The sequence below is a fragment of the Paraburkholderia agricolaris genome (genome assembly GCF_009455635.1).
Classification (GTDB): domain Bacteria; phylum Pseudomonadota; class Gammaproteobacteria; order Burkholderiales; family Burkholderiaceae; genus Paraburkholderia; species Paraburkholderia agricolaris.
In genome coordinates this window covers 4,299,995-4,326,918 of the sequence record NZ_QPER01000001.1, presented here as the reverse complement: position 1 = coordinate 4,326,918, position 26,924 = coordinate 4,299,995, and the positions used below count along the sequence as shown (strand labels likewise).

The 26,924-nt window shown below is 59.6% G+C and carries 16 protein-coding genes, 2 tRNA genes and 3 rRNA genes; 16 read left to right on the top strand and 5 right to left on the bottom strand.

The features are described 5' to 3' along the window. Position 1: 1 nt before the first annotated feature. From paaG to paaN, 3 genes are all read right to left on the bottom strand, one after another. Positions 2 to 793 (bottom strand): 2-(1,2-epoxy-1,2-dihydrophenyl)acetyl-CoA isomerase PaaG, encoded by a 792-nt coding sequence (paaG, locus tag GH665_RS18965; RefSeq protein WP_153137477.1) that lies wholly within the window; start codon positions 791 to 793, stop codon positions 2 to 4. Between the two features lie 45 nt (positions 794 to 838). After that, positions 839 to 2,041, bottom strand: coding sequence for a 3-oxoadipyl-CoA thiolase (gene pcaF, locus GH665_RS18960; protein ID WP_153137475.1), 1,203 nt, complete (start codon positions 2,039 to 2,041; stop codon positions 839 to 841). Positions 2,042 to 2,167: 126 nt separating this feature from the next. Further along, positions 2,168 to 3,868 carry a phenylacetic acid degradation protein PaaN gene (paaN, locus tag GH665_RS18955; protein WP_153137473.1) on the bottom strand — a complete coding sequence of 567 codons (1,701 nt, stop codon included), beginning with the start codon at positions 3,866 to 3,868 and terminating at the stop codon, positions 2,168 to 2,170. A gap of 133 nt (positions 3,869 to 4,001) precedes the next feature. On the opposite strand from paaN, the gene GH665_RS18950 reads away from it, so the two are divergent. The 6 genes from GH665_RS18950 to rrf all read left to right on the top strand — a co-directional run bounded on the left by GH665_RS18950 (position 4,002) and on the right by rrf (position 10,711). Continuing rightward, entirely contained in the window at positions 4,002 to 4,778 is a 777-nt protein-coding gene (locus GH665_RS18950; RefSeq protein ID WP_153137471.1) for an enoyl-CoA hydratase, read from the top strand. 496 nt (positions 4,779 to 5,274) lie between these two features. Further along, positions 5,275 to 6,805 (top strand): 16S ribosomal RNA (locus tag GH665_RS18945). A gap of 76 nt (positions 6,806 to 6,881) precedes the next feature. Further along, positions 6,882 to 6,958 (top strand) — tRNA-Ile (locus GH665_RS18940). A 67-nt stretch (positions 6,959 to 7,025) separates the two neighbouring features. Further along, a tRNA-Ala gene (locus tag GH665_RS18935) sits at positions 7,026 to 7,101 on the top strand. Positions 7,102 to 7,501: 400 nt separating this feature from the next. Beyond that, positions 7,502 to 10,381 (top strand): 23S ribosomal RNA (locus GH665_RS18930). A 217-nt stretch (positions 10,382 to 10,598) separates the two neighbouring features. Next, positions 10,599 to 10,711, top strand: a 5S ribosomal RNA gene (rrf, locus tag GH665_RS18925). The 16S, 23S and 5S rRNA genes sit together here with 2 tRNA genes alongside, the layout of an rRNA operon. Positions 10,712 to 10,973: 262 nt before the next feature. On the opposite strand, the gene GH665_RS18920 is transcribed toward rrf, so the two are convergent. Further along, a complete protein-coding gene (locus tag GH665_RS18920) occupies positions 10,974 to 12,170 on the bottom strand; it encodes a M20 aminoacylase family protein (protein ID WP_153137469.1) in 1,197 nt (398 codons plus the stop codon). Positions 12,171 to 12,348: 178 nt separating this feature from the next. Here GH665_RS18920 and GH665_RS18915 point away from each other — a divergent pair, with 178 nt between their 5' ends. Beyond that, entirely contained in the window at positions 12,349 to 14,427 is a 2,079-nt protein-coding gene (locus GH665_RS18915) for a molybdopterin-containing oxidoreductase family protein (RefSeq protein WP_153137467.1), read from the top strand. Positions 14,428 to 14,575: 148 nt separating this feature from the next. Next, positions 14,576 to 16,249, top strand: coding sequence for a long-chain fatty acid--CoA ligase (locus tag GH665_RS18910; protein ID WP_153137464.1), 1,674 nt, complete (start codon positions 14,576 to 14,578; stop codon positions 16,247 to 16,249). A gap of 242 nt (positions 16,250 to 16,491) precedes the next feature. Here the strand turns inward: GH665_RS18910 and GH665_RS18905 are convergent, their stop codons facing one another. Next, on the bottom strand, positions 16,492 to 17,694 hold the full coding sequence (locus GH665_RS18905) for a porin (RefSeq protein ID WP_153137463.1): 1,203 nt from the start codon (positions 17,692 to 17,694) through the stop codon (positions 16,492 to 16,494). Between the two features lie 302 nt (positions 17,695 to 17,996). Between GH665_RS18905 and coq7 the strand changes: the two genes are divergently transcribed. From coq7 to mraY, 8 genes are all read left to right on the top strand, one after another. Beyond that, positions 17,997 to 18,629 carry a 2-polyprenyl-3-methyl-6-methoxy-1,4-benzoquinone monooxygenase gene (coq7, locus tag GH665_RS18900; RefSeq protein WP_153137461.1) on the top strand — a complete coding sequence of 211 codons (633 nt, stop codon included), beginning with the start codon at positions 17,997 to 17,999 and terminating at the stop codon, positions 18,627 to 18,629. Between the two features lie 528 nt (positions 18,630 to 19,157). Continuing rightward, positions 19,158 to 19,586 carry a division/cell wall cluster transcriptional repressor MraZ gene (mraZ, locus tag GH665_RS18895; RefSeq protein WP_025647927.1) on the top strand — a complete coding sequence of 143 codons (429 nt, stop codon included), beginning with the start codon at positions 19,158 to 19,160 and terminating at the stop codon, positions 19,584 to 19,586. A 15-nt stretch (positions 19,587 to 19,601) separates the two neighbouring features. Next, positions 19,602 to 20,555, top strand: coding sequence for a 16S rRNA (cytosine(1402)-N(4))-methyltransferase RsmH (gene rsmH, locus GH665_RS18890; protein ID WP_035519863.1), 954 nt, complete (start codon positions 19,602 to 19,604; stop codon positions 20,553 to 20,555). Beyond that, a complete protein-coding gene (gene ftsL, locus GH665_RS18885) occupies positions 20,552 to 20,902 on the top strand; it encodes a cell division protein FtsL (RefSeq protein ID WP_025647929.1) in 351 nt (116 codons plus the stop codon). Before rsmH ends, ftsL begins: the two co-directional genes overlap by 4 nt. Further along, the gene (locus GH665_RS18880) at positions 20,899 to 22,767 is read left to right on the top strand and encodes a peptidoglycan D,D-transpeptidase FtsI family protein (protein ID WP_153137459.1); all 1,869 of its coding nucleotides are present in this window, start codon (positions 20,899 to 20,901) and stop codon (positions 22,765 to 22,767) included. Before ftsL ends, GH665_RS18880 begins: the two co-directional genes overlap by 4 nt. Further along, entirely contained in the window at positions 22,764 to 24,311 is a 1,548-nt protein-coding gene (locus GH665_RS18875) for a UDP-N-acetylmuramoyl-L-alanyl-D-glutamate--2,6-diaminopimelate ligase (protein ID WP_153137457.1), read from the top strand. The genes GH665_RS18880 and GH665_RS18875 overlap by 4 nt, the downstream gene beginning before the upstream one ends. Further along, positions 24,308 to 25,720: a UDP-N-acetylmuramoyl-tripeptide--D-alanyl-D-alanine ligase gene (locus GH665_RS18870; RefSeq protein WP_153137455.1), complete on the top strand. Its 1,413-nt coding sequence runs from the start codon at positions 24,308 to 24,310 to the stop codon at positions 25,718 to 25,720. Before GH665_RS18875 ends, GH665_RS18870 begins: the two co-directional genes overlap by 4 nt. Before the next feature lie 17 nt (positions 25,721 to 25,737). Next, positions 25,738 to 26,907, top strand: coding sequence for a phospho-N-acetylmuramoyl-pentapeptide-transferase (mraY, locus tag GH665_RS18865; RefSeq protein ID WP_153137453.1), 1,170 nt, complete (start codon positions 25,738 to 25,740; stop codon positions 26,905 to 26,907). The last annotated feature ends 17 nt before the right edge of the window (positions 26,908 to 26,924 follow it).

Sequence of the window (26,924 nt, the reverse complement as noted above, 5' to 3'; positions counted from 1 at the left end):
ATCAGCGACCCTCGAAGCGCGGCGCGCGTTTTTCCACGAACGCTTGCACACCTTCCGCGTAATCGTGCGAAGCACCGAGTTCGCGTTGCAGATCGCGTTCGAGATCGAGCTGTTGATCCAGGGTTTGCGTCACGCCTGCGCGCATTGCCTGTTTGATTGCGGCGATGGCACGCGTGGGTTGCTGCGCCAGTTGTGCTGCGAGTTTGCTTGCCGTGGCGGCGAGTTCGGTGTCGTCGACCGTTTGCCAGATCAGCCCCCAGCTTTCGGCTTTCTCCGCGCCCAGTTTGTCGCCGGTGATGGCGAGGCCCAAGGCGCGTGCCATGCCGACTCGTTGCGGCAAGAACCAGGTGCCGCCCGAGTCCGGGACGAGACCAATCTTCACGAATGCCTGGATGAAACTGGCCGAACGAGCGGCAAGCACGAGGTCGCAAGCCAGCGCGAGATTGGCGCCGGCGCCGGCGGCCGTGCCATTAACCGCGGCAATTACCGGCAACGGCAGCGCTTGCAGGCGGCGAATCAGCGGATTGAAATGCTCGTCGATCAGCTCGCCGAGGTCGGTCATCGCGCCTGGCGTGAAGTCGAGATCCGCGAGATCCTGTCCCGCGCAGAAGCCGCGGCCCGCACCGGTCAATACGAGTGCACGGGCGCCGGATGCCTCGACCTGGTCGAGTGCGGCGCTCAATTCCTGGTGCATCGCGCGCGTAAAGCTGTTGAGCTTGTCGGGGCGGTTCAGTGTGATGGTCGCTACGCGACTCGATGTGTCGATGTCGAGGCGAATCGCTTCAAATGACATTGGGTGTCTCCTCAAAGTCTCATTAACCGGCGGGCAGCGGTGATGTCAGACCCGCTCGATTACCAGGGCGATGCCTTGACCCACGCCGATGCACATCGTGCAAAGCGCAAAGCGACCGTTGATCCGTTCCAGTTGGTAAAGCGCAGTGGTGATCAGGCGCGCGCCGGATGCTCCGAGCGGGTGGCCGAGTGCAATCGCTCCGCCATTCGGATTGACGCGCGGATCGTCGTCGCGCAGACCGAGTGTGCGCAGGACGGCAAGCCCTTGTGAAGCGAACGCCTCGTTCAACTCGATTACGTCGAACTGCTCGAGTGTCATGTTCAGTTGCTTCAACAGCTTTTGTGTGGCCGGCGCCGGGCCGATGCCCATGATGCGCGGTTCCACGCCCGCCGTCGCCATGCCCACTACACGTGCGCGGCGACGCAATCCGTATTGATCGGCGGCTTCCTCGCTCGCGAGCAGCAGCGCGCACGCGCCGTCGTTTACGCCCGAGGCATTGCCGGCGGTCACGCTACCATCGGGGCGAACCACGCCCTTGAGCTTGCCCAGGCTTTCGAGGGATGTTTCGCGCGGATGCTCGTCGAGCGTCACGCGCGTGGGGTCGCCTTTCTTCTGCGCGATTTCAACGCCCACGATTTCCTGAGCCAAGGTGCCATCACGCTGCGCGCGGGCGGCCTTTTGCTGGCTCGACATCGCAAACGCGTCCTGATCGGCACGGCTGATGCCGAACTCGACAGCAACGTTCTCGGCAGTCTCCGGCATCGAATCGACGCCGTATTGGCGCTTCATTAGCGGATTGATGAAGCGCCAGCCGATCGTCGTGTCGTAAATGTCGGCCTGCCGCGAGAATGCGCTGGTGGCCTTGCCCATCACGAACGGCGCGCGCGTCATGCTTTCGACCCCGCCTGCGATCATCAATCGCGCTTCGCCGGCCTTGATGGCGCGAGCAGCGGTGCCGACCGCATCCATGCCCGAGCCGCACAGGCGGTTGATGGTCGCGCCGGGTGCATTCGTGGGCAAGCCGGCCAGCAACGCGGCCATGCGTGCGACGTTACGGTTGTCTTCGCCGGCCTGATTGGCGCAGCCATAGATTACGTCGTCGACGGCCTGCCAATCGACGCCAGGATTGCGCTCGATCAGCGCCTTGATCGGTACCGCGCCGAGGTCGTCGGCACGGACATCCTTTAAGGCGCCGCCGTAGCGGCCGATTGGGGTGCGAATCGCGTCGCAGATGAAGGCGTCGTTCATGTGGGTTCCTACCGGAGCGGATCGGCGAGATGTGCCGATCCGATGTCTCATGTTAATTGGGGCGCACGGCCCGGTCTATTCGGCCAAACGGCATAGGACGAAAGCCGTGCTTTTGTCTTATGCCATTCAGCCAGCTACCGCCGGTGCCGCTTTCGGTTCAACATGAACGCGACTTTGAACGACGCGGAAGCGGTTCGCGACAAAGGCTGCGTCAGCCAGCGCGGCATTTGCTGCGGGGTTGGCGCCCGTGCCATGGAAATCGGAGAACGCTGCGGATTGATTGACGAAAACGCCGCCCGTCAAATTGATCGAGAGTGCGACGCCACCGCGAATCGATGCTTCGTGTGCCTCTTCGAGCACGGCTTCATCCGTGCTGTAGACCGACAGCGTCAACGCGCCGTGCTCGGCGGCAATTGCGCCGGCGAGGTCGAGCGACTGCGCGGTCGAATCCGTCGCGATCACGAACGAGATCGGGCCGAACCATTCCCTGGTGAACTGCGCGCGGTCGGTTGCGGCGTCGAGTTGAAGTACGAGGGGCGTGCGTACGCGGGCGCCGGCAAAAGCTGGATGTTCGAGCGACTGGCTGTCCACCAGAACGCGGCCGAGCTTGGAAGCTTCGTCGATACGTTGAGTTACACCTTCGTTCTGAATCGCGCCGAGCAGTTCGACGGCGCGCGCGGGGTCTGCAACCAGTTTTTGTACTGCGCCGGCGATAGCTTGAGCGACTTCGTCGAAACCGAGCGTGCCTTCGGCGGTACGGATGCCGGCGCGCGGTACATAGATGTTTTGCGGCGCGGTGCACATCTGGCCCGAGTACAGCGCGAGCGAGAAGGCAATATTGCGAGCGGCGGCTTTGATGTCGTCTACAGAGTCGATCACGATCTGATTGACGCCGGCTTTTTCGGTGTAGACCTGAGCCTGATGCGCATTGCGCTCAAGCCAGTTGCCGTTTTGTGTGCTGCCCGTGAAGTCGATCAATTTGATTTCCGGGCGCAGTGCGAGATCCTGGACGAGCGGGCCGTCGTTCGGTTCGGTCGCCAGCAGCGTAACGATGTTCGGATCGAAACCGGCTTCGCGCAGTACGTCGCGTGCGATTCGTACGGTCAGTGCGAGCGGCAGAATCGCGCCCGGATGCGGTTTGACGATGACCGTGTTACCTGTTGCCAGATCGGCGAAGAGGCCCGGATAGCCGTTCCATGTCGGGAAGGTGCAGCAGCCGAGCACGAGGCCAGTGCCGCGCGGCACGACGGTGTAGCGTTTGTGCATCGCGAGCGGCGGATTTTTACCCTGCGGCTTTTCCCAGTGGGCATCGGCGGGGACGCGGCGCAATTGGTCCCATGCGTACACGACCGCTTCGAGCGCGCGGTCTTGCGCATGCGGGCCGCCGGCCTGGAAGGCCATCATGAATGCCTGGCCGGTTGTATGCATCACGCTGTAGCCGATTTCGAAGCTGGCGCGATTCACGCGCGCGAGGATTTCGAGGCATACGCCGATCCACGCCTGCGGGCCGGCCAGGCGCCAGTCGCGCTGTGCGGCGGCCGCTGCGGAGATCAGCGCGTCAGGATCGGCCTTCGGATAGCGCACGCCGAGCGGGAAGCCGAACGGCGAGACTTCGGCGCCGACGGTTTCTCCGGTCGACGGCTGGTCGATTTCGAACGTCTTGTTCAGAAGCGCTTTGAATGCGGCTTCGCCGTCTGCGCTCGCTGTTTCCCCGTACACTTTCGGACTGGGCATCTCGACGAACGGACTCCAGTAGCCGCGCGTCTCAATCGCGGTGAGTGCCTTTTGCAGCGTGTCTTCGTGCTTGGTGAATAGCGGATGTGTCATGGCAGAGGGGGCTTAGCTGTACGTTGGGAAAAGCCTGTCGAATAATTGACCGACCGGTTGGTTGGTGAATGGTAGCATTATTAAGACGGCCGCGCGAAGCGTTTTCGCGCAGCATTAACCATTAGGAGGCGGCATGGCTTACGAGAACATTCTGGTTGAGACGCGAGGGCGGGTCGGTTTGGTCACATTGAATCGCCCGAAGGCGTTGAACGCGCTGAACGACGCCTTGATGGACGAACTGGGTACGGCGCTGCGCGAGTTCGATGCCGACGACGCGATTGGTGCGATCGTGGTGACGGGCAGCGAGAAAGCGTTTGCCGCCGGTGCCGACATCGGCATGATGGCGACCTACACCTATATGGATGTCTACAAAGGCGACTACATCACTCGCAACTGGGAAGCGGTGCGCTCGATCCGCAAGCCGATCATTGCAGCGGTGGCGGGCTTTGCGCTTGGCGGTGGCTGTGAGCTGGCGATGATGTGCGACATTATTTTTGCCGCCGACACGGCGAAGTTCGGCCAGCCGGAAATCAAGCTCGGCGTCATGCCGGGTGCTGGCGGTACGCAGCGACTGCCGCGCGCCGTCGCAAAGGCGAAAGCGATGGATCTCTGCCTGACCGCCCGCTTCATGGACGCTGCCGAGGCAGAGCGCGCTGGACTGGTCTCCCGGGTGATTCCCGCAGCGTCCCTGCTTGACGAGGCAGTGGCTGCGGCCGCGACCATCGCTGAGTTTCCTCTGCCCGCGGTGATGATGGTCAAAGAATCGGTTAACCGTGCGTACGAAACGACGCTTGCCGAAGGCGTGCATTTCGAGCGCCGCCTTTTCCATTCGCTGTTCGCTACGGAGGATCAGAAGGAGGGGATGGCCGCGTTTGTTGAGAAGCGCAAACCGGTTTTCAAGCATCGTTAATAAGCTTGTCAAAATAACGCTTGCAAGGCGGGGTCCGGCTCGCTAGAATCTCGCTCTTTCGTGCTCCGGACGCCGGGGCACGGGAAGCGGGAGAGCCAGTAGTGGCAAGGCTTTGCGCGACGTGAACGGGTTCAGGAAGTTATAAAAACCTGTTGACGATGTAGCGAAAGTTCTTCATAATCTCGTTTCTCTGCTGCTGATGCAGCGACGCAGAACGAAGCGGTACCGGTGGTTGCGCAGGTGGGCGACACGGTGCGGATTCGGTGGTGAATGCGTATTTGATCTTTAAAAATTAACAGCCGATAAGTGTGGGCGCTTGATGCGCGACGCGCGGTGGACTCTTCGGGGTCTGCCGGAAGCGAAAGTATCAAGTCTCACACGAGTATTAAAGGAAGGTTTTCCTGTCGGGGTGGATTCACGCCGGCAGGTTAATCATTCGTCAGTACGTTGAGTGAGCGACCGGTTTCGAAAGAGACCGAAAAACAGTAACAGGTTTGAACTGAAGAGTTTGATCCTGGCTCAGATTGAACGCTGGCGGCATGCCTTACACATGCAAGTCGAACGGCAGCACGGGGGCAACCCTGGTGGCGAGTGGCGAACGGGTGAGTAATACATCGGAACGTGTCCTGTAGTGGGGGATAGCCCGGCGAAAGCCGGATTAATACCGCATACGCTCTACGGAGGAAAGGGGGGGATCTTAGGACCTCTCGCTACAGGGGCGGCCGATGGCAGATTAGCTAGTTGGTGGGGTAAAGGCCTACCAAGGCGACGATCTGTAGCTGGTCTGAGAGGACGACCAGCCACACTGGGACTGAGACACGGCCCAGACTCCTACGGGAGGCAGCAGTGGGGAATTTTGGACAATGGGGGCAACCCTGATCCAGCAATGCCGCGTGTGTGAAGAAGGCCTTCGGGTTGTAAAGCACTTTTGTCCGGAAAGAAAACGCTCTGGTTAATACCCGGGGCGGATGACGGTACCGGAAGAATAAGCACCGGCTAACTACGTGCCAGCAGCCGCGGTAATACGTAGGGTGCAAGCGTTAATCGGAATTACTGGGCGTAAAGCGTGCGCAGGCGGTCCGCTAAGACAGATGTGAAATCCCCGGGCTTAACCTGGGAACTGCATTTGTGACTGGCGGGCTAGAGTATGGCAGAGGGGGGTAGAATTCCACGTGTAGCAGTGAAATGCGTAGAGATGTGGAGGAATACCGATGGCGAAGGCAGCCCCCTGGGCCAATACTGACGCTCATGCACGAAAGCGTGGGGAGCAAACAGGATTAGATACCCTGGTAGTCCACGCCCTAAACGATGTCAACTAGTTGTCGGGTCTTCATTGACTTGGTAACGTAGCTAACGCGTGAAGTTGACCGCCTGGGGAGTACGGTCGCAAGATTAAAACTCAAAGGAATTGACGGGGACCCGCACAAGCGGTGGATGATGTGGATTAATTCGATGCAACGCGAAAAACCTTACCTACCCTTGACATGTATGGAATCCTGCTGAGAGGTGGGAGTGCCCGAAAGGGAGCCATAACACAGGTGCTGCATGGCTGTCGTCAGCTCGTGTCGTGAGATGTTGGGTTAAGTCCCGCAACGAGCGCAACCCTTGTCCCTAGTTGCTACGCAAGAGCACTCTAGGGAGACTGCCGGTGACAAACCGGAGGAAGGTGGGGATGACGTCAAGTCCTCATGGCCCTTATGGGTAGGGCTTCACACGTCATACAATGGTCGGAACAGAGGGTCGCCAACCCGCGAGGGGGAGCCAATCCCAGAAAACCGATCGTAGTCCGGATCGCACTCTGCAACTCGAGTGCGTGAAGCTGGAATCGCTAGTAATCGCGGATCAGCATGCCGCGGTGAATACGTTCCCGGGTCTTGTACACACCGCCCGTCACACCATGGGAGTGGGTTTTACCAGAAGTGGCTAGTCTAACCGCAAGGAGGACGGTCACCACGGTAGGATTCATGACTGGGGTGAAGTCGTAACAAGGTAGCCGTATCGGAAGGTGCGGCTGGATCACCTCCTTTCTCGAGCTAACGTGTCGAACGTTGAGCGCTCACGCTTATCGGCTGTGAAATTAGACAGTAAGTCAGACAGACTGAGGGGTCTGTAGCTCAGTCGGTTAGAGCACCGTCTTGATAAGGCGGGGGTCGATGGTTCGAATCCATCCAGACCCACCATTGTCTTGTCTGCGATGGCTGCGCTAGTCGATGAACCCCGAAGTGTGATGATGGTCTGTGCATGACTGGGGGATTAGCTCAGCTGGGAGAGCACCTGCTTTGCAAGCAGGGGGTCGTCGGTTCGATCCCGTCATCCTCCACCAATCTTCAATGCCGGTTTTACTGCGGCAAACCTTGAAAGGGGTTTGCGGTGTAGTGAAACAGGCATTGGCGATTGAGCCAGTCAGAGTGATACGCGGTTATAGCAACTGCGATATCGGCTGTCGTTCTTTAACAATCAGGAAGAAGTAGTAAAGAGATTCACGAAAGCGTGTCTAGAGATGGGCATGCGAGTAGGTGAATCAGGGTTGTGATTGTATCAATGTATGAAAAGAGAGATCGAAAGATCGCTTTTGGAATACGGCGCAACACGAATACTCAACCTGTAACGATGTGACTGAGGTCCAGGACATTCCCTGTGAATGTCCCTGTCCCCTTCGGGGATGGGACCAGAGTAAGCGCTAAAGCGCTAACTCTGGGTCGACAGAGACACACCCGTTATAGGGTCAAGCGAACAAGTGCATGTGGTGGATGCCTTGGCGATCACAGGCGATGAAGGACGCGGTAGCCTGCGAAAAGCTACGGGGAGCTGGCAAACGAGCTTTGATCCGTAGATGTCCGAATGGGGAAACCCGGCCCGTATGGGTCATCCGTAACTGAATACATAGGTTACGAGAAGCGAACGCGGTGAACTGAAACATCTAAGTAACCGCAGGAAAAGAAATCAACCGAGATTCCCAGAGTAGTGGCGAGCGAAATGGGACCAGCCTGTACTCTTTATCTTCATTGTTAGTCGAAGGCTCTGGAAAGTGCTGCCATAGCAGGTGATAGCCCTGTAGACGAAAACAGCGAGGAAGAACTAGGTGTACGGAAAGTAGGGCGGGACACGTGAAATCCTGTCTGAAGATGGGGGGACCATCCTCCAAGGCTAAATACTCGTGATCGACCGATAGTGAACCAGTACCGTGAGGGAAAGGCGAAAAGAACCCCGGGAGGGGAGTGAAATAGATCCTGAAACCGCATGCATACAAACAGTCGGAGCCTCGCGAGGGGTGACGGCGTACCTTTTGTATAATGGGTCAGCGACTTACATTCAGTGGCAAGCTTAACCGATTAGGGCAGGCGTAGCGAAAGCGAGTCCGAACAGGGCGATTCAGTCGCTGGGTGTAGACCCGAAACCAGGTGATCTATCCATGGCCAGGATGAAGGTGCGGTAACACGTACTGGAGGTCCGAACCCACTAACGTTGAAAAGTTAGGGGATGAGCTGTGGATAGGGGTGAAAGGCTAAACAAACCTGGAAATAGCTGGTTCTCTCCGAAAACTATTTAGGTAGTGCCTCGTGTATCACCTTCGGGGGTAGAGCACTGTCATGGTTGTGGGGTCCATTGCGGATTACTACGCCATAGCAAACTCCGAATACCGAAGAGTGCAATCACGGGAGACAGACATCGGGTGCTAACGTCCGGTGTCAAGAGGGAAACAACCCAGACCGCCAGCTAAGGTCCCCAAATATTGCTAAGTGGGAAACGAAGTGGGAAGGCTAAAACAGTCAGGAGGTTGGCTTAGAAGCAGCCATCCTTTAAAGAAAGCGTAATAGCTCACTGATCGAGTCGTCCTGCGCGGAAGATGTAACGGGGCTAAGCAATATACCGAAGCTGCGGATGCACATTTATGTGCATGGTAGGAGAGCGTTCCGTAAGCCTGCGAAGGTGCATTGAAAAGTGCGCTGGAGGTATCGGAAGTGCGAATGCTGACATGAGTAGCGATAAAGGGGGTGAAAGGCCCCCTCGCCGTAAGCCCAAGGTTTCCTACGCAACGTTCATCGGCGTAGGGTGAGTCGGCCCCTAAGGCGAGGCAGAAATGCGTAGCTGATGGGAAGCAGGTTAATATTCCTGCACCATTGTTAAATGCGATGGGGGGACGGATCGCGGAAGGTTGTCCGGGTGTTGGAAGTCCCGGTCCTTGCATTGGAGAAGGCGCTTAGGCAAATCCGGGCGCGGAATTCAAGGGTGCGAGGCCATTCACCTAGGTGAAGAAGCAATCGGAAGTGGTTCCAAGAAAAGCCTCTAAGCTTCAGTTTAACAAGACCGTACCGCAAACCGACACAGGTGGGCGAGATGAGTATTCTAAGGCGCTTGAGAGAACTCGGGAGAAGGAACTCGGCAAATTGGTACCGTAACTTCGGGATAAGGTACGCCCCTGTAGCCTGACTGGCCTGCGCCAGGAGGGTGAAGGGGTTGCAATAAACTGGTGGCTGCGACTGTTTAATAAAAACACAGCACTCTGCAAACACGAAAGTGGACGTATAGGGTGTGACGCCTGCCCGGTGCCGGAAGATTAAATGATGGGGTGCAAGCTCTTGATTGAAGTCCCGGTAAACGGCGGCCGTAACTATAACGGTCCTAAGGTAGCGAAATTCCTTGTCGGGTAAGTTCCGACCTGCACGAATGGCGTAACGATGGCCACACTGTCTCCTCCCGAGACTCAGCGAAGTTGAAGTGTTTGTGATGATGCAATCTCCCCGCGGCTAGACGGAAAGACCCCATGAACCTTTACTGTAGCTTTGCATTGGACTTTGAACCGATCTGTGTAGGATAGGTGGGAGGCTATGAAGCGTGGACGCCAGTCTGCGTGGAGCCGTCCTTGAAATACCACCCTGGTTTGTTTGAGGTTCTAACCTTGGTCCGTTATCCGGACTGGGGACAGTGCATGGTAGGCAGTTTGACTGGGGCGGTCTCCTCCCAAAGTGTAACGGAGGAGTACGAAGGTACGCTAGGTACGGTCGGAAATCGTGCTGATAGTGCAATGGCATAAGCGTGCTTAACTGCGAGACCGACAAGTCGAGCAGGTGCGAAAGCAGGTCATAGTGATCCGGTGGTTCTGTATGGAAGGGCCATCGCTCAACGGATAAAAGGTACTCTGGGGATAACAGGCTGATACCGCCCAAGAGTTCATATCGACGGCGGTGTTTGGCACCTCGATGTCGGCTCATCTCATCCTGGGGCTGTAGCCGGTCCCAAGGGTATGGCTGTTCGCCATTTAAAGAGGTACGTGAGCTGGGTTTAAAACGTCGTGAGACAGTTTGGTCCCTATCTGCCGTGGGCGCTGGATATTTGAAGGGGGCTGCTCCTAGTACGAGAGGACCGGAGTGGACGAACCTCTGGTGTACCGGTTGTCACGCCAGTGGCATCGCCGGGTAGCTATGTTCGGAAGAGATAACCGCTGAAAGCATCTAAGCGGGAAACTCGCCTTAAGATGAGATATCCCCGGGGCTTCGAGCCCCTTGAAGGGTCGTTCAAGACCAGGACGTTGATAGGTCAGGTGTGGAAGCGCAGTAATGCGTTAAGCTAACTGATACTAATTGCCCGTAAGGCTTGATCCTATAACAGGTGTGTGTCGGCAGCCGTGAGTGCTTCAGCACTTATGGATGCCCCACCCTGCGCCACGCGCAGGGTCTTATGCAGACCACACACAGGTTGAGATCAGTGTTGTGCCAGAAACAACACAACCCCCGAATCTCCCTCTGGTGAGCATCACCAGAAACTACTTCTTCCAGATTGGTTGTGCCGCCCCCCAGGGCGACACGACAACAAGTCATGCCTGATGACCATAGCGAGTCGGTCCCACCCCTTCCCATCCCGAACAGGACCGTGAAACGACTCCACGCCGATGATAGTGCGGATTCCCGTGTGAAAGTAGGTAATCGTCAGGCTCCCTAGCAGCAACAGAAACCCCACCCCATCAAGGTGGGGTTTCTGCGTTTACGCACCCCGGAAATCCCCGCAGTACGGCCTCAACACCCTCTCTCCAGGGAATGCGCGTCCGTTTCTGCTCATCCCGGACGCCTTCAGGGAATCCCGTCAGTTTCCGATAGGTGCATCCGACGGCTTACATACCCGTAGCGCACACATCGACACGCGCGAAGGCGCAACGGGAGGCTACGGTATAAGCCGTCGGCCACTCCATCAACAGCGTTACTTTTCCTGTGCCAGGAATCGTTGTGCCAGCCGAACCCAATACGTCGAGCCGATCGGCAACAACTCGTCGTTGAAGTCATAGCTCGCGTTATGCAGCATGCAAGGTCCCGCACCATGCCCTGAGTCCCGATGGCCGCCGTCTCCATTACCGAGAAACGCGTAGCAGCCCGGTTTCGCCAGCAGCATGAACGAAAAATCCTCGGCACCCATTGTCGGTTCGACCGCGTCGTCAACATTCTCCGAACCGACAATTTCCTTCATGACCGCCGCAGCGAAGCGAGTCTCTTCGCTACTGTTGACGGTCGGCGGATAGTTGCGATGGAATTGGATATTGACCGAGCAATCGTAAGCCTCGGCCGTGCTCTCTGCGATCTTGCGCATGCGTGCTTCGATCAGATCGAGCGTTTCGGTGGTAAAAGTCCGCACGGTGCCCGCCATCCACGCATCGTTCGGGACAACATTGAGCGCGTCGCCGGTGTGGATCTGGGTGATCGACAGTACCGCGGTATCGAGCGGCTTCTTGTTTCGCGTGATGATGCTCTGCAATCCGTTCGCGATCTGCACCGCTGTAAAAACGGGGTCGTGACCGTTGTGCGGCAGTGCCGCATGCGAACCCACGCCCTTGATTTCAATGCGAAACTCGTTGCTGGATGCCATGATCGGGCCTTCGGTCACACCGAAGTGGCCTGCAGGCATGCCCGGCCAGTTGTGTATCCCGAAAACAGCATCGACCGGAAATTTCGTGAACAGACCGTCATCGATCATTGCCTGTGCGCCGGCGCCACCTTCTTCTGCCGGTTGAAAGATGAATACGATCGTGCCGTCAAAATCGCCGTGCTTGACCAGATGCCGCGCCGCGCCAAGCAGCATCGCGGTATGTCCGTCATGGCCGCATGCGTGCATTTTGCCGTCGTTCTGCGAGCGATGACCGAAGGTATTGAGTTCTTGAATCGGCAGCGCATCCATGTCGGCGCGCAGTCCGATCGAGCGTGATCCGCTGCCACGCTTCAGAATACCGACTACGCCTGTTTTACCCAATCCGCGATGAGTTTCGATGCCCCAGGACTCAAGTGCCCTGGCAACCAGCTCCGCTGTCGCAGTTTCCTCGTAGCGCAGTTCGGGGTGCGCATGAATGGTTCGTCGGAGGGTCTGAATTTCGCCGTGAGCGGCCTGGATTTCTGGGATAAGTTTCATGATGGAGCGCTTGTGCTTTGCTTTGCGTGGAATCGCTCGGGGCTATACCGCCCGGGCACGTTGATCCCTGATTCTACGCCGAAGGCATTTTTGGCGGCACTACACGGGCCAACGGCCAGTGGACGTAATAAAATCCGGGGTCGCCTTACCGCTTACCGCTCTCCTGGACGGATCACTGATGAATGCTCCGACTGAATTCGCCCGCGCGGTGTGCCCGCACGATTGCCCTGACACCTGTGCGATGCGGGTGATCGTCGAAGACGGACGGGTGGTAAAGGTCGTCGGCGATCCCGATCATCCTCCGACTCAAGGCGCGCTGTGTACCAAAGTCAGCCGCTATGCCGAGCGGGTGCATCATCCGCATCGGCTAACGACGCCGATGAAGCGAGTCGGCCGCAAAGGCGAGGGCCGCTTTGAGCCGATCAGTTGGGATGAGGCGTTCGAACTAGCCGCAACCCGCTTGTCAGAGATCGCGACCCGAGCACCAGAAGCCATCGTGCCATACAGCTACGCCGGCACGATGGGGCTGGTTCAGGGCGACAGTATTGCGCAGCGGTTCTTTCACAAACTCGGAGCATCCCAGTTGGACCGCACGATTTGTGCGGCAGCCGGTGCGGCAGGGCTTAAATACACCTACGGTGCCAGCCTCGGTATGCTCACCGAGTTTTTCGCCGAGAGCGAGGTCATCCTGATCTGGGGATCGAACCCCATCGCGTCGAACCTGCACTTCTGGACGCGCGCCCAGGAAGCCAAGCGCCACGGTGCACGGCTGATCGCGATCGATCCGTACCGCTCACTGACGGCGGAAAAGTGCCATCAACACGTTGCGCTGAAACCTGGAACCGACGGTGCTTTAGCGCTTGGCATGATCAACGTGTTGATCGCGGAAAACCTGCTCGATCACGCCTATATCGCTGCTCATACGCTGGGCTTTGACGAACTCAAGTCACGTGCGCTTACCTATCCGCCCTCGCGTGCCGCGCAAATTTGCGGGATCGACGAGCAGGTGATCGTCGATCTTGCGCGCCTTTACGGCGGCACGAAAAAGGCCGCGATCAGGATGAACTATGGTCTGCAACGGGTGCGGGGCGGCGGCAACGCCGTGCGTGCAATTGCCTGTCTGCCGTCGCTGACCGGTGCGTGGCGGGAGCGGGCGGGTGGTGTTCTGCTGTCCTCGGGCGGATGGGCGCCGGTGGACTCGCATGCGTTGCAGCGTCCGGACCTGATGCCGGGCTGGCCGGCCAAGGCATCGCGCGTGATCAACATGAACGCAATCGGCGACGCATTGCTGCACCCGGGCGACGCCACATTCGGCCCGAAAGTCGAAGCGATTGTGGTCTATAACTCGAATCCGGTCGCGGTTGCGCCTGACTCAGAGCAAGTCGCCGCAGGTTTTGGTCGCGAGGACCTGTTCACGATCGTGCTTGAGCATTTTCAGACCGACACCGCAGACTATGCCGATCTCCTGCTCCCTGCGACGACACAACTCGAGCATCTCGACGTACACAAGTCGTACGGGCACACGCACGTGATGGTCAACTTGCCCGCGATAGCGCCGGTCGGCGATGCACGTCCGAACACGGAGATCTTTCGCGGCTTGGCGCGCCACATGGGCCTGCAAGAGCCGGCGCTTTACGAGAGTGACGACGCTATTGCGGAGTCGGCGTTCCGCTGGAAAGACAAAACGCTCGAAGGCGTCAGCTGGGAGTCGCTAAAGGAAACCGGCTGGGCGGCGCTGAACCTGCCAGACGCGCCCTTTGCCGAGGGCGGTTTTCGCACGCCGTCGGGCAAATGCGAATTCTTCAGCGAACGCCTCGCGCAGCAAGGGCTCGATCCGCTGCCCGACTATCTGCCGCCTTACGAATCCGCGGACGGTGCACCCGCGCTTGCCGCCCGTTATCCGCTGGCAATGATCTCGCCGCCTGCCCGCAATTTCCTGAACAGCACCTTCGTGAACATCGAAAGCCTGCGTTCGACGGAGGGCGAGCCGCACCTCGACATCCACCCGGCCGACGCGCAGCAACGCAACATCGCTGACGGCGATCAAGTGCGCATATTCAACGATCGCGGCGCAATGCAGGCGCGCGCCCGTGTCACCGGAAAGACCCGTGAAGGGCTCGTGGTCGGCCTGTCGATCTGGTGGAAGAAGCTCGCACCCGACGGCCGCAACGCCAATCAGGTCACCAGCCAGGCGCTCACCGATCTGGGCGGATCAGCAACGTTTTACGACTGTCTCGTCGAAGTCGAACGTGTCTGAAAAATATGCTCAAAAATCAGGCCGAAGCGACCCGCAACGGGTTCGAGGCTGCAGTCTAACCCAGCCGCTTTTCGCGAATAGCAAAGGGATGCCCATGCTACGATGCGTTTTTAGCACGACCATTCGAAAATAAAGGAGGAGACGCTGCATGGACAAAATCTGGCTGAAATCTTATCCACCCGGCGTTCCCGCAGAGATTGACCCGACTCGCTATTCGTCCGTCGCCGAACTGCTCGAAGAAGCGTTCCGCGAGCACCGCGCCAAACCGGCGTTCGTGTGCATGGGCAAGGAGATCAGCTACGGCGAGCTCGACGCGCTTTCGCTCAAGCTGGCCGCGTGGTTTCAGTCGAAGGGCCTGGCCCGCGGTGCGCGCGTCGCGATCATGATGCCGAACGTGCTGCAATATCCTGTCGCGATCGCGGCGATCTTGCGCGCGGGCTACGTGGTGGTGAACGTGAATCCGCTTTACACCCCACGCGAGCTCGAGCATCAACTCAAGGACAGCGGCGCGGAAGCGATCATTCTGCTCGAAAACTTCGCCGTTACGCTGCAGGCGATCGTGCGCAATACGTCGATCAAGCACGTCGTCGTCGCTGCAATGGGCGATCTGATGGGCGTGAAGGGCACGCTGGTGAACTTCGTCGTGCGTCGGGTGAAGAAGATGGTGCCGGCATGGAGCCTGCCCGGTCATGTCAAGTTCAACGCCGCGATCGCCGAGGGCGGCCGTCAGGATTTCAAGCCGGTCCAGCAAGGACCGGACGACGTCGCGTTTCTCCAGTACACGGGCGGCACGACCGGCGTGGCCAAGGGTGCGACGCTCTTGCATCGGAACCTGATTGCCAACGTGCTGCAGTCGGAAATCTGGCTCGATCCGGTTCGCGCTAACCGTACGGACATCGATCAGTTCATCACCGTGGTCGCGCTGCCGCTTTATCACGTCTTCGCGCTGACCGTCTGCGGACTGCTGACGATCCGCACCGGCGGCCTCGGCGTGCTGATCCCGAATCCACGCGATATCCCGGGCATGATCAAGGCGCTGGAAGGCTACCCGATCACGACGATTCCCGCCGTCAACACGCTGTACAACGCAATGCTCAACAGCCCAGACTTCCATAAGCTCGATTTTTCGAAGCTGATCGCGGCCAATGGCGGCGGTATGGCGGTCCAGGAAGCCGTCGCCAAGCGCTGGTTCGAGCTGACGCATACGCCGATCATTGAGGGCTATGGTCTGTCGGAGACGTCGCCGTGCGTCACCTGCAATCCGGTTACCGTCACGGAATATAGCGGCACGATCGGTTTGCCGTTGCCGTCGACGGAAATCTCGATTCGCGATGACGAAGGCAACGAGGTACCGCTTGGCCAGCCAGGCGAAATCTGCATCCGTGGCCCGCAGGTGATGGCGGGCTACTGGAACCGCCCGGACGAAACGGCCAAGGTCATGACGGCGGATGGCTTCTTCAAATCAGGCGATGTCGGCTTGATGAACGAAAATGGCTTCGTCAAGATCGTCGACCGGAAGAAGGACATGATTCTGGTCTCCGGCTTCAACGTCTATCCGAATGAAATCGAAGATGTTGTCGCCAAAATGCCAGGCGTATTCGAAGTCGCCGCGGTTGGCGTGCCGGATCAGCACTCGGGCGAAGCGGTGAAGCTGTTCATCGTGAAGAAAGACCAGGCCCTGACAGATGCGGACATTTTCGCTTACTGCAAAACGCAGTTGACCGGCTACAAGCGGCCGAAGATCGTCGAATTCAGGACTGAATTGCCCAAGAGCAATGTCGGTAAGATCCTGCGTCGCGAGTTACGCGACGGCCGGGCTTAGGCGCGGTAAGTAGATGGAGTTCACGCCGCTCTAAACAGATCTGCGCCTCGACAACAAGTCGGGGCTAAGAAAAGGAAAGGCGGAAAGGCCCGGCAGACGAAAGTCTGCCGGGCCTTTCACTTTCTGAGCCATCGCGCGCTCCTCGCAGAAAACCCACAGCCGGCAAATGCCGCGATGCACGCGCGGCCATAAAAAAAGGCGCCCGAAGGCGCCTTTGAGGCAGACTGCTTTATTACGACTTATTAGAACTTGTGACGGATACCGATGCGAGCCGTGAACTGGTTCTGGTTCGACGAACCCGACAGGCCGTTGATGCCAGCCGTTGCGTCGACAACACCCGAGCCCGATTGATTCAGCACTTGGCCCAGAGCATGTTGATACACACCCGTCACGTACACGTCGGTACGCTTGGACAGGAAGTAGTCCACGCCAACTGCACCTTGGTGGTACTGAGCCGTCGATGCATTCTGGATGCTCGCGCCGCGCGTGTAGTCATACGCTGCGCCAACCAGCAACGCCGGGGTCAACTGATACTTGAAGTTGAGTTCCGCGTTGTTAAACGTAGCCGATTGACCACGGACGGCCGGCTGTGCGAACGTCGTGCCCAGGTTTCCGAACTTGATGTTCGAGTACGTCAGGCCGATCGTTGCTGCGCCGAACGTGTACGCACCGCCCGCACCGATCACCTGGTACGTGTTAGCCGACGAGTAAGCGCCGTAGACCGGCGACGTCACTGCGAAGTTGGCAGGTGCCGTTGCCGTAGCAAACGTGTTCGGGGAAATCGTGCCGCCGTTGTTGAACAGGCCGCCCGATGCTGCCGGCGTGCGTGCGTTCAAGTAACCAACGCCCAAGACCAACGGACCATTGTTGTAGCCAGCGCCGAACGACCAGATCTGATTGCCCGTAACGTTACCAGCGATACCGCCGAGGCTATACGTGCCGCCGAACGTCAAACCGTTGTAGTTTGCGCTCGTGTACTTGATCGTGTTGTTGGTGCGGTACGCGTTGTTGAAGTTGTCGATGTCGCCCGGGTGAGCAGCGATGTAGCCGCCCCACTGGTCGCCTGCTTCCAGCGGACCAACGTAGTCAACCACGGAGTCGTATTGACGACCCAGCGTGACCGTACCGAATTGGCTCGACAGGCCGACGTAAGCTTGACGACCGAACATCAGGCCGCCTTGACCCAGCTTGCCGTTGTTCACGTCAAAACCGTTTTCCAACACGAAGATTGCCTTCAGACCGCCGCCCAGATCTTCCGTGCCGCGCAGGCCGAAGCGCGAACCTTGCAGAACGCCGCTGGACAGGTTGTACAGGTGCTTGCCACCCGAATTGGTGGTGACGTTGAAGCCTTCGTCAATGATGCCGTACAGGGTCACGCTGCTCTGAGCATGTGCGACGCCTGCGAATGCGCCCAGTGCTGCGAGAGCGAGAAGCGACTTTTTCATCGAATGATCTCCAAGGATTACGAATCTTTTGTACAAGGCGAATATTTATCTAGCGTTGAGGCCTTGCTTGTCCAACTTCGCGAGAAGTTGCACGTAATGTAACAAAAGGCATACATGGCACAAAGAAAAAGGAGATGGCCAGGACGGCTCCTGTTTCGTTTACGCAACATGGTCTAAAATCAGAAATTGGCCCCCGGAATCGTTTGAATTCAAGGTCTTCGCGAAACCGGGTTTGCCCAGCAAAGCCTTGTCGCGCGGACCTGTCAGCGCAGCGGGGCAGTTGTCGAATCAGGGAGTGCTGAATGTTTCTGGACGAGTTGATTAGCGAGTTTGATCGGGGTTTACGCTCAATGACTGGCGTGTCGCGGATGAGTCGTCCGTTGCCAGTTCCGCAAGAATCGACGGCGGAGCTGGTCGAGCTTTCCCCGGCGGAACGCGCGCATTCGGCCGGCTTGATGCGTGTAAATCATGTCGGCGAGGTGTGCGCCCAGGCGCTTTATCAGGCGCAGAAACTCGCTACCAGGTCGCCGTCCTTACAGGCGGTGTTTAATCACGCTGCCATAGAAGAAGAGGATCATCTGGCGTGGACCGCCAAACGCCTCGAGGCACTCGATTCGCGTCCAAGCCTGCTGAACCCGCTCTGGTACACCGGCGCGTTGGCAATCGGCCTCGCGGCAGGTCGCCTGGGTGATCGGGTGAGTCTCGGTTTCATGGCCGAAACCGAACGCCAAGTCGAACAGCATCTGGATAGCCATCTGGATCAATTGCCCGCGGCCGACCGCGAGTCGCGTGCGATCGTCGAACAGATGCGTGTGGACGAAGCCGAGCATGGCAAGTCCGCCATGGACGCAGGCGGTGTCGAGTTGCCGTTCCCTGCTCGTGCACTGATGCGCGCGGTGTCGAAAGTCATGACACGCACCGCGTACTACATATAAGTTCGATAAGTTCGAGCCCTCGGCTCACCTATCGTCTCAAAGTGGGACGGCGCCTCGCACGCCGTCCGCTCGAATTACCCGGAACGCCAGCAAACACCTCCCGATCCCGCTTCACGATCTCTTACATTCCGCGCCTTTCCCTCGCACTTTTCACGTATCACCTTCACAAGTTTCACTAGCTCATTCATTTATAACGGTTTTCCGTTTTATGTCTGACATGAAAGAGTGGCGCTAAGTCCTTGTTCTAACAAACAAAATTCGCTCGAAAAGCGCGTATCTCCCTTGACCCCTGTTTAGCGTTCCTCTAAAGTGGGAGGCAGTGTGAGAAAGTGTATTTTTGTGTGATCTCACGGGCAGTTTGGGGTAGATTTTCACGAATCGGGCAGCCGGCGGAAAAGCGCCGCGAGCAACTAAGTTGCATGGGGGCGGAGTAAAGCGCTAAAGCGCCAACTCCGGTCGACCGCAGCGAACTGCATGGGACCGGAGTAAGCGCTAAAGCGCCAACTCCGGTCGACAAGGGAGAGCGAAGTGTTCCAAGGGGCGTCGGCGCTGACGCTCGATGCGAAAGGGCGGATGTCGATTCCCTCTCGCTATCGGGATGCGCTGCAAACACAGGCAGAGGGCCGGGTGACGATCACCAAGCACCCGGACGGCTGCCTGTTGCTCTTTCCGCGCCCGGAGTGGGAGATCTTCCGCGACAAGGTCGACAAGCTGCCCATGAACGCAGCCTGGTGGAAACGCATTTTTCTCGGCAATGCCATGGACGTCGATATGGACGGCGCGGGCCGCGTGCTTGTGTCGCCGGAATTGCGCGCGGCCGGCTCGCTGGAAAAAGAAGTGAACCTGCTCGGCATGGGTCGTCACTTTGAATTGTGGGACGCACAAATTTACGCAGCAAAGGAACAGGCAGCGATCGCCGAGGGCATGCCCGAAGCGTTAAAGAATTTCACGTTCTGATCGCGGATTACATATATGGCACCTGCGATGAGAAACGAATTGCAGCATCGCACGGTGCTGCTGGAAGAGGCGGTCGAGGCGTTGGTCACGCGCGCGGACGGCGTGTATGTGGACGGTACGTTCGGGCGCGGCGGGCATAGCCGGTTGGTGCTGGAGAAGCTGGGCGAGTCGGGGCGTCTGATCGCGTTCGACAAAGACCCGCTTGCCATCGCCACGGCACAGCAGATTGCCGATCCGCGCTTTGGCATCGTGCATGAGAGTTTTGCTTCACTGCGCACCGCGATTGCGGAGCGCGGAGTAGGGCGGGTGTCGGGCGTTTTGCTGGATCTGGGCGTGTCGTCGCCGCAAGTCGACGATCCGGAGCGGGGTTTCAGTTTCCGCGCCGATGGCCCGCTCGACATGCGGATGGACCCGACGCGCGGCGAGTCCGCGGCTGACTGGCTGGCGCGGGCCACGGTGCAGGAACTGACGGAGGTGATACGAGATTATGGGGAAGAACGGTTTGCTTTTCAGATTGCAAAGGCGCTTGTTGCTCGCCGGGCAGAGTCCGACCGTCTTGGGCCTCTCGTCAGCACGGGCGAGCTTGCCCAAATCGTGGCTAACGTCGTCAAAACCCGTGAGAAGGGCAAGGATCCGGCAACCCGCACCTTTCAAGCTATACGGATTCACATCAATCAAGAGCTTGCGGAGCTGCAAGTCGTTTTAGAAGCAGCGTTGTCGCTGTTGGAGCAAGGGGGGCGGCTGGTGGTCATCAGCTTTCATTCGCTCGAGGACCGGATCGTCAAGCGATTCATGCAGGCGCACGCCAGTACGCCTGCGGTGGATCGCCGTCTGCCGATTCGTGCCGTCGATCTGCCGAGCCCTCCGCTCAAAATCATCGGCCGTGTGTTCGCAAGCGACGCTGAAGTCGCCGCGAACCCGCGTGCCCGTTCTGCCGTGATGCGTGTGGCGGAGCGGATCGCGCCATGAGTCGCCTCAATATCTTCCTGCTGATGATTGTGATGGGCTGCGCTTTGTCTGTCGTCAACGCTACCAATCAGCAGCGTCAGATCTTTATCCAGTTGCAGCGGGCGCAATCGCAGGAGCGCCAGCTGCAGCAGGATTACTCACAGCTTCAATATCAGCAGAGCGCGTTATCGAAGACGTCGCGCATCGAGCAGATCGCCACTGATTCCCTGAAGATGCAATCGGTTACGACCGGCCGCACCCAATACCTGACGCTCGACCCGGGCGCCGCCAAGGCTGAGGATGCGCCGATTCCGACGTCCGGGCCGGCCTCGGCGCCGGCTGCGACCCGTCGCGGAGGCGTGCGATGAAAAAATCGTCGACTCGCAAAAGCGTCGCCTTTTCGGCGAACCCGATTCTGTCGGTGCGTCTGCCCATGTGGCGCTCGAAACTCGTCGTGTTCATGCTGTTCATGGCGTTTGTCGCGTTGGCCGGGCGCGCCTTCTGGATTCAGGGACCGGGCAACGCCTTCTATCAGAAGCAGGGCGAGATCCGCTATCAGCGCCGTCTCGAGCTGCCGGCCACGCGCGGCAAGATCCTCGACCGCAATGGCCTCGTGCTCGCCACGAGTCTGCCGGTGCGCGCGGTCTGGGCGATTCCCGACTCGGTGCCGGATGATCTCGGCGCCGACAAGCTGAACCAGCTCGGCAAGCTGCTCGGCATGACGAACAAGGAGTTGCGCGCGAAGCTGTCGGAGGACAAGAACTTTGTCTACGTGAAGCGCCAGGTGCCGGTCGACGTCGCCGAGAAAGTCGCCGCGCTGGATATTCCCGGCATTTACGAACGCGACGAGTACAAGCGTTTCTATCCGGAAGGCGAGATCACGGCTCACCTGATCGGCTTCACCAATGTGGAAGACGAAGGCCAGGAAGGCGTCGAACTCGGCGACCAGAAGCTGCTCGCCGGCATGTCGGGCAGCCGCCGTGTGATCAAAGACCGCATGGGCCACATCATCGAAGACGTGGACGAACAGGTCGTGCCGCATAACGGTCAGGACGTCGATCTCTCGATCGACAGCAAGATCCAGTACATCGCGTACACGAACCTGAAGGCGGCGGTCGAGAAATTCAAGGCGAAAGCGGGCGCGGCGATGGTGATCGACGTGCGTACCGGCGAAGTGCTGGCGCTCGTCAATTACCCCACGTACAACCCGAACGACCGTTCGCACCTGACCGGCGATCAACTGCGCAACCGCATCCTGACGGACACCTTCGAGCCGGGCTCGATCATGAAGCCGTTCACGATCTCGCTGGCACTCGATCTGCACCGCGTGACGCCGACTACACTGGTTGATACAGGCGGCGGCCGTTTCGTGCTAGACGGTGCGCCGATTACCGACGACAGCGCGTTCGGCGTGCTGACGGTGGGTGGCGTGATCCAGAAGTCGAGCAACATCGGCGCGACGAAGATCGCCATGCAGCTCAAGCCCGAAGAGATGTGGAATATGTATACCAGCATCGGTCTCGGCCAGGCGCCGAAGGTCGGCTTCCCGGGCGCGGCGGCGGGCCGCCTGCGTCCGTGGAAGAGCTGGCGCCGCATCGAGCAGGCGACCATGTCGTACGGCTACGGTCTGTCGGTATCGCTATTCCAGTTAGGGCGTGCGTACACCGCGATCGCGCATGACGGCCAGATCATGCCGGTGTCGATTTTCCACGCGCCTGGTGGCGATCAGCCGGCCACGGGCCCGCAAATTTTCGCGCCTACCACCGCTCGCGAAGTACGCGCGATGCTCGAAACCGTGACTGCGCCGGGCGGCACGTCGCCGGACGCGGCCGTGCCGGGCTATCGCGTCGGCGGCAAGAGCGGTACTGCGTATAAGCACGGCGCTCATGGCTACGACCACTCCAAGTACCGCGCTTCGTTCGTCGGCATGGCACCGATGCCGAATCCGCGTATCGTCGTCGCCGTGTCGGTCGACGAACCGACGGCGGGCAGCCACTTCGGCGGTCAGGTGTCCGGTCCGGTATTCTCGGCGATCGTCGGCGACACGCTGCGCTCGCTGAATGTGCCGCCGGATATGCCGGTCAAACAGATGGTCGTGTCGGACGATTCGGCGCCTGTTGCACCGGGCACGCCGGCCTCACCGGCCGTGGTCAAGAAACTCGCCACCAGCGGCGGTGCGAAGAAAATGACAATCGCCGCCAACGCCAAAACGCATCCCGGAGTTGTGCGATGAGCGCGCTGCGCAAGAAGCATCCAGCGCACCGGCAGATCGCCGACGCACTCAACTGGCTGCACGCGCGCGTGCAGCCAGGCGCGCATCTGCACGCCGACACGCGCACGGTCGCAGCGGGCGACGCGTTTTTCGCCTACGCGGTCGATGGCGCGGACAACCGCCCGTTCATCAGCAGCGCGATCGAGCGTGGTGCAGCAGCCGTGCTGGTTCAGCCCGAAGGCTTTAGCGACGCGATCGATCCGTCCACCACGCTGGCTGTGCCGGCGCTGAACGAACTCGCCGGTTCGATTGCGAGCGCCTGGTATAAGGATCCGAGCGACGGCATGCTGACCGTCGGCATCACCGGCACCAACGGCAAGACGTCTTGCAGCCAATGGATTTCCGCGGCGCTAACGGCGCTCGGCAAGCGCTGCGCGATCATCGGTACGCTTGGCACCGGTCTGCCGGGTCAACTCGTGCATACCGGTTTCACGACGCCTGACGCGCCGCAATTGCAGCGCAGTCTCGCGCAGTTGCGCGACGCCGGCGCAGCGGCGGTGGCAATGGAAGTGTCGTCGCACGCGTTGCATCAGGGCCGTGTGAACGGCACGGCGTTCGACATCGCCGTGTTCACGAATCTCACGCAAGACCACCTCGATTATCACGGCACGTTCGAAGCCTACGAAGCCGCCAAAGCGCGTCTGTTCGCATGGCCGGAATTGCGCGCCGCGGTGATCAACCGTGACGATGCGGCCGGTCGGCGCCTGCTCGCGAGCACGAAGGGTCATGCCCGCACGATCGCTTACGGCCTCGACGAAACGCTCAAGGATGCGCCGCAAGCCGACGCGTTGCTGCTCGCCTCGAATGTGCGCGCCACCGCGACCGGCACCGCGTTTCATCTGGCCACGTCGGACTGGGGCAATGCCGAAGTCGAAGTGCAAACGCTCGGCGCCTTCAACGTCAGCAATCTGCTCGGCGTGCTCGGCGCTTTGCTTGCAGCCGACGTGCCCTTCGATGCAGCGCTTGCCGAACTGGCAAAGCTCGAACCGGTCAATGGCCGCATGCAACGTCTCGGCGGCCGCGCGCAAAGCGACGAGCCGCTCGTCGTGATCGATTACGCGCACACGCCGGATGCACTGGAAAAGACCCTGGAAGCGTTGCGCCCGATGGCGGCCGCGCGCGGCGGGGAACTGATCTGCATGTTCGGCTGCGGCGGCGACCGCGACGCGACCAAGCGTCCGCTGATGGGTGCAATCGCCGAGCGGCTCGCCGACGGCGTTGTCGTGACCAGCGACAACCCACGCAGCGAAGATCCGCAATCGATCATCGAGCAGATTACCGCAGGCATGCAAGACGCGTCGAAGGTCCGCCGCATCGAGGACCGCGCAAGCGCAATCCTGCAAGCGATCCGCGGCGCCGCGCGCGAAGACGTCATCGTGCTGGCCGGCAAGGGGCACGAAGCAACACAGGAAATCATGGGTAAGAAACGCGCTTTCTCCGATCAGGATCACGCTCGCCTTGCGCTCGCCGCACGGGCGACGCACGCACGCGGAGGTGGCGAATGAGCATGTTCTCGCTGCGTGAAGCCGCCGCGCTGATTCCCGGCGCAACCGTGCTCGGCGGCGAAAGCGTCACGTTCGAACGCGTTTCGACCGATAGCCGTAGCGCGGGTCCGGGCGACCTGTTTGTCGCGATCAAGGGTGAGCGTTTCGACGCGCACGATTTCCTGCGGGAAGTCGCGTCGCGCAACGTGACGGCCGTGCTACTGACGCGCGCGCCTGACAATTGGCATGTGCCGGCATTGCGCGTAGCCGATACGCGTGTCGCGCTCGGCGCGCTGGCACGCGGCTGGCGGCGTAAATTCAGCTTGCCCCTCGTGGCCGTGACTGGCAGCAATGGGAAGACGACGGTCAAGGAAATGATCGCGTCGATTTTCGCCGCCGCGGTTGGCGCGGATGCACGCCTCGCGACCGCCGGCAACTTCAACAACGATATCGGCTTGCCGTTGACGCTGTTCCGTCTGCACGCCGCGCATCAACTGGCTGTGGTCGAACTCGGCATGAACCATCCGGGCGAGACCTCGTTGCTCGCGAAGATCGCCGAGCCGACGGTCGCCGTGGTGAACAACGCGCAGCGCGAGCATCAGGAATTCATGGCGACGGTTGAAGCCGTCGCGCTCGAACATGCGAGCGTGATTCACGCGTTGACGCCGGAAGGGGTCGCTGTATTCCCCGCCGACGATGCCTACGCGAGCATCTGGCGCGTCGCGGCAACCGGCAACCGCATCGTCGATTTCGCTTTGAATAACGCCGGGCGCGTGACTGAAGCCGCTGTAACGGGCACGTTCGAAGGCAACGTGTTGAGCATCGACACGCCGGAAGGCCACGTCGATGTGACGCTGCAAGTACTCGGCGACCACAACGCGCACAACGCGCTGGCCGCGACGTCGGCCGCGCTTGCAGCAGGCGTGTCGCTCGACGCGATCAAGCGTGGTCTCGAATCGTTCGGCGCCGTGAAAGGCCGTTTGCAGGTGAAGCGCGCAGTGCTCGGCACACTAGCCGGCGCAACCGTGATCGACGACACCTACAACGCGAATCCCGACTCGATGCGTGCGGCGATCGACGTGCTTGCGTCGCGCGAATCGCCGCGAGTGCTGGTAATGGGCGACATGGGCGAAGTCGGCGACCACGGTCCGGCGTTTCACCGCGAAATCGGCGCCTACGCAAAGGAACGCGGTATCGACGCGCTGTACGCCATGGGCCACGCCTCGCGTGACGCCTGCACCGCGTACGGCCCAGGCGCGCATCACGTGGCCGATATCGACACGCTGGTCGCGCAATTGCAGCAAGCCGGTTTTGGCCCCGCTGCAACGCTTCTCGTGAAAGGCTCGCGCTTCATGCAAATGGAGCGCGTGGTGGACGCCGTAACGAGTCCACAACCCAACGCAGCGGGCAATACGCCCGCTGCACATTGAAATAGAAGGACCGAAGCATGCTACTGGCGCTGGCGCAATGGCTGCAGAATGACGCAAGCTTCTTGCGCGTGTTCAGTTATCTGACATTCCGTGCGGTGATGGCCACCATCACCGCGCTGCTGATCGGGCTCGTCTGTGGCCCGGCGGTGATTCGCAAGCTGACCGCGATGAAGGTCGGCCAGGCCGTCCGTAAAGACGGTCCGCAAACGCACCTCGTCAAATCCGGTACGCCGACCATGGGTGGCGTACTGATTCTGCTCGGTATCGCGGTGTCGACGTTGTTGTGGGCCGATCTGACCAACCGCTTCATCTGGATCGTGATGCTGGTCACGTTCGGCTTTGGCGTGATCGGCTGGGTCGACGATTACCGCAAGGTGGTCCATAAAGACCCGCGCGGGATGTCGTCGCGCGAAAAGTATTTCTGGCAGTCGGTGATCGGCCTGTTCGCGGCGGTGTATCTCGCCTTCAGCGTGTCTGAAGCGAGCAACGTGCGCGTGTTCGACCTATTCATGGCGTGGGTGCGCAGCGGCCTGTCGATGGGCTTGCCGGCGCGTGCCGACCTGATGTTGCCGTTCGTCAAATCGATCAGCTATCCGCTGGGCGTATGGGGCTTCATCGTGCTGACGTATCTGGTGATTGTCGGTGCGAGCAATGCGGTGAATCTCACGGACGGTCTCGACGGTCTCGTGATCATGCCGGTCGTGCTGGTCGGCGCGTCGCTCGGTGTGTTCGCCTATGTGATGGGTAGCTCGGTCTATTCGAAATACTTGCTGTTTCCGCACATCGCCGGTGCGGGCGAATTGCTGATCTTCTGTTCGGCAATGGGCGGGGCAGGGCTCGCGTTCCTCTGGTTCAACACGCACCCGGCGCAGATGTTCATGGGCGACGTCGGTGCTCTCGCCCTGGGTGGCGCGCTCGGCACGGTCGCGGTGATCGTCCGTCAGGAAATCGTGCTCTTCATCATGGGCGGCATTTTCGTCGCGGAGACGCTCTCCGTGATGTTGCAGGTGACGTGGTTCAAATTTACCAAACGCCGCTTCGGCGAAGGGCGGCGCCTCTTCAAGATGGCGCCGCTGCATCACCATTTTGAATTGTCGGGCTGGAAGGAAACGCAGGTGGTCGTGCGTTTCTGGATCATCACGTTGATGCTGTGTCTGTTCGGTTTGTCCACGCTCAAGTTGCGTTAAGTCGTATTTAGGGGAAG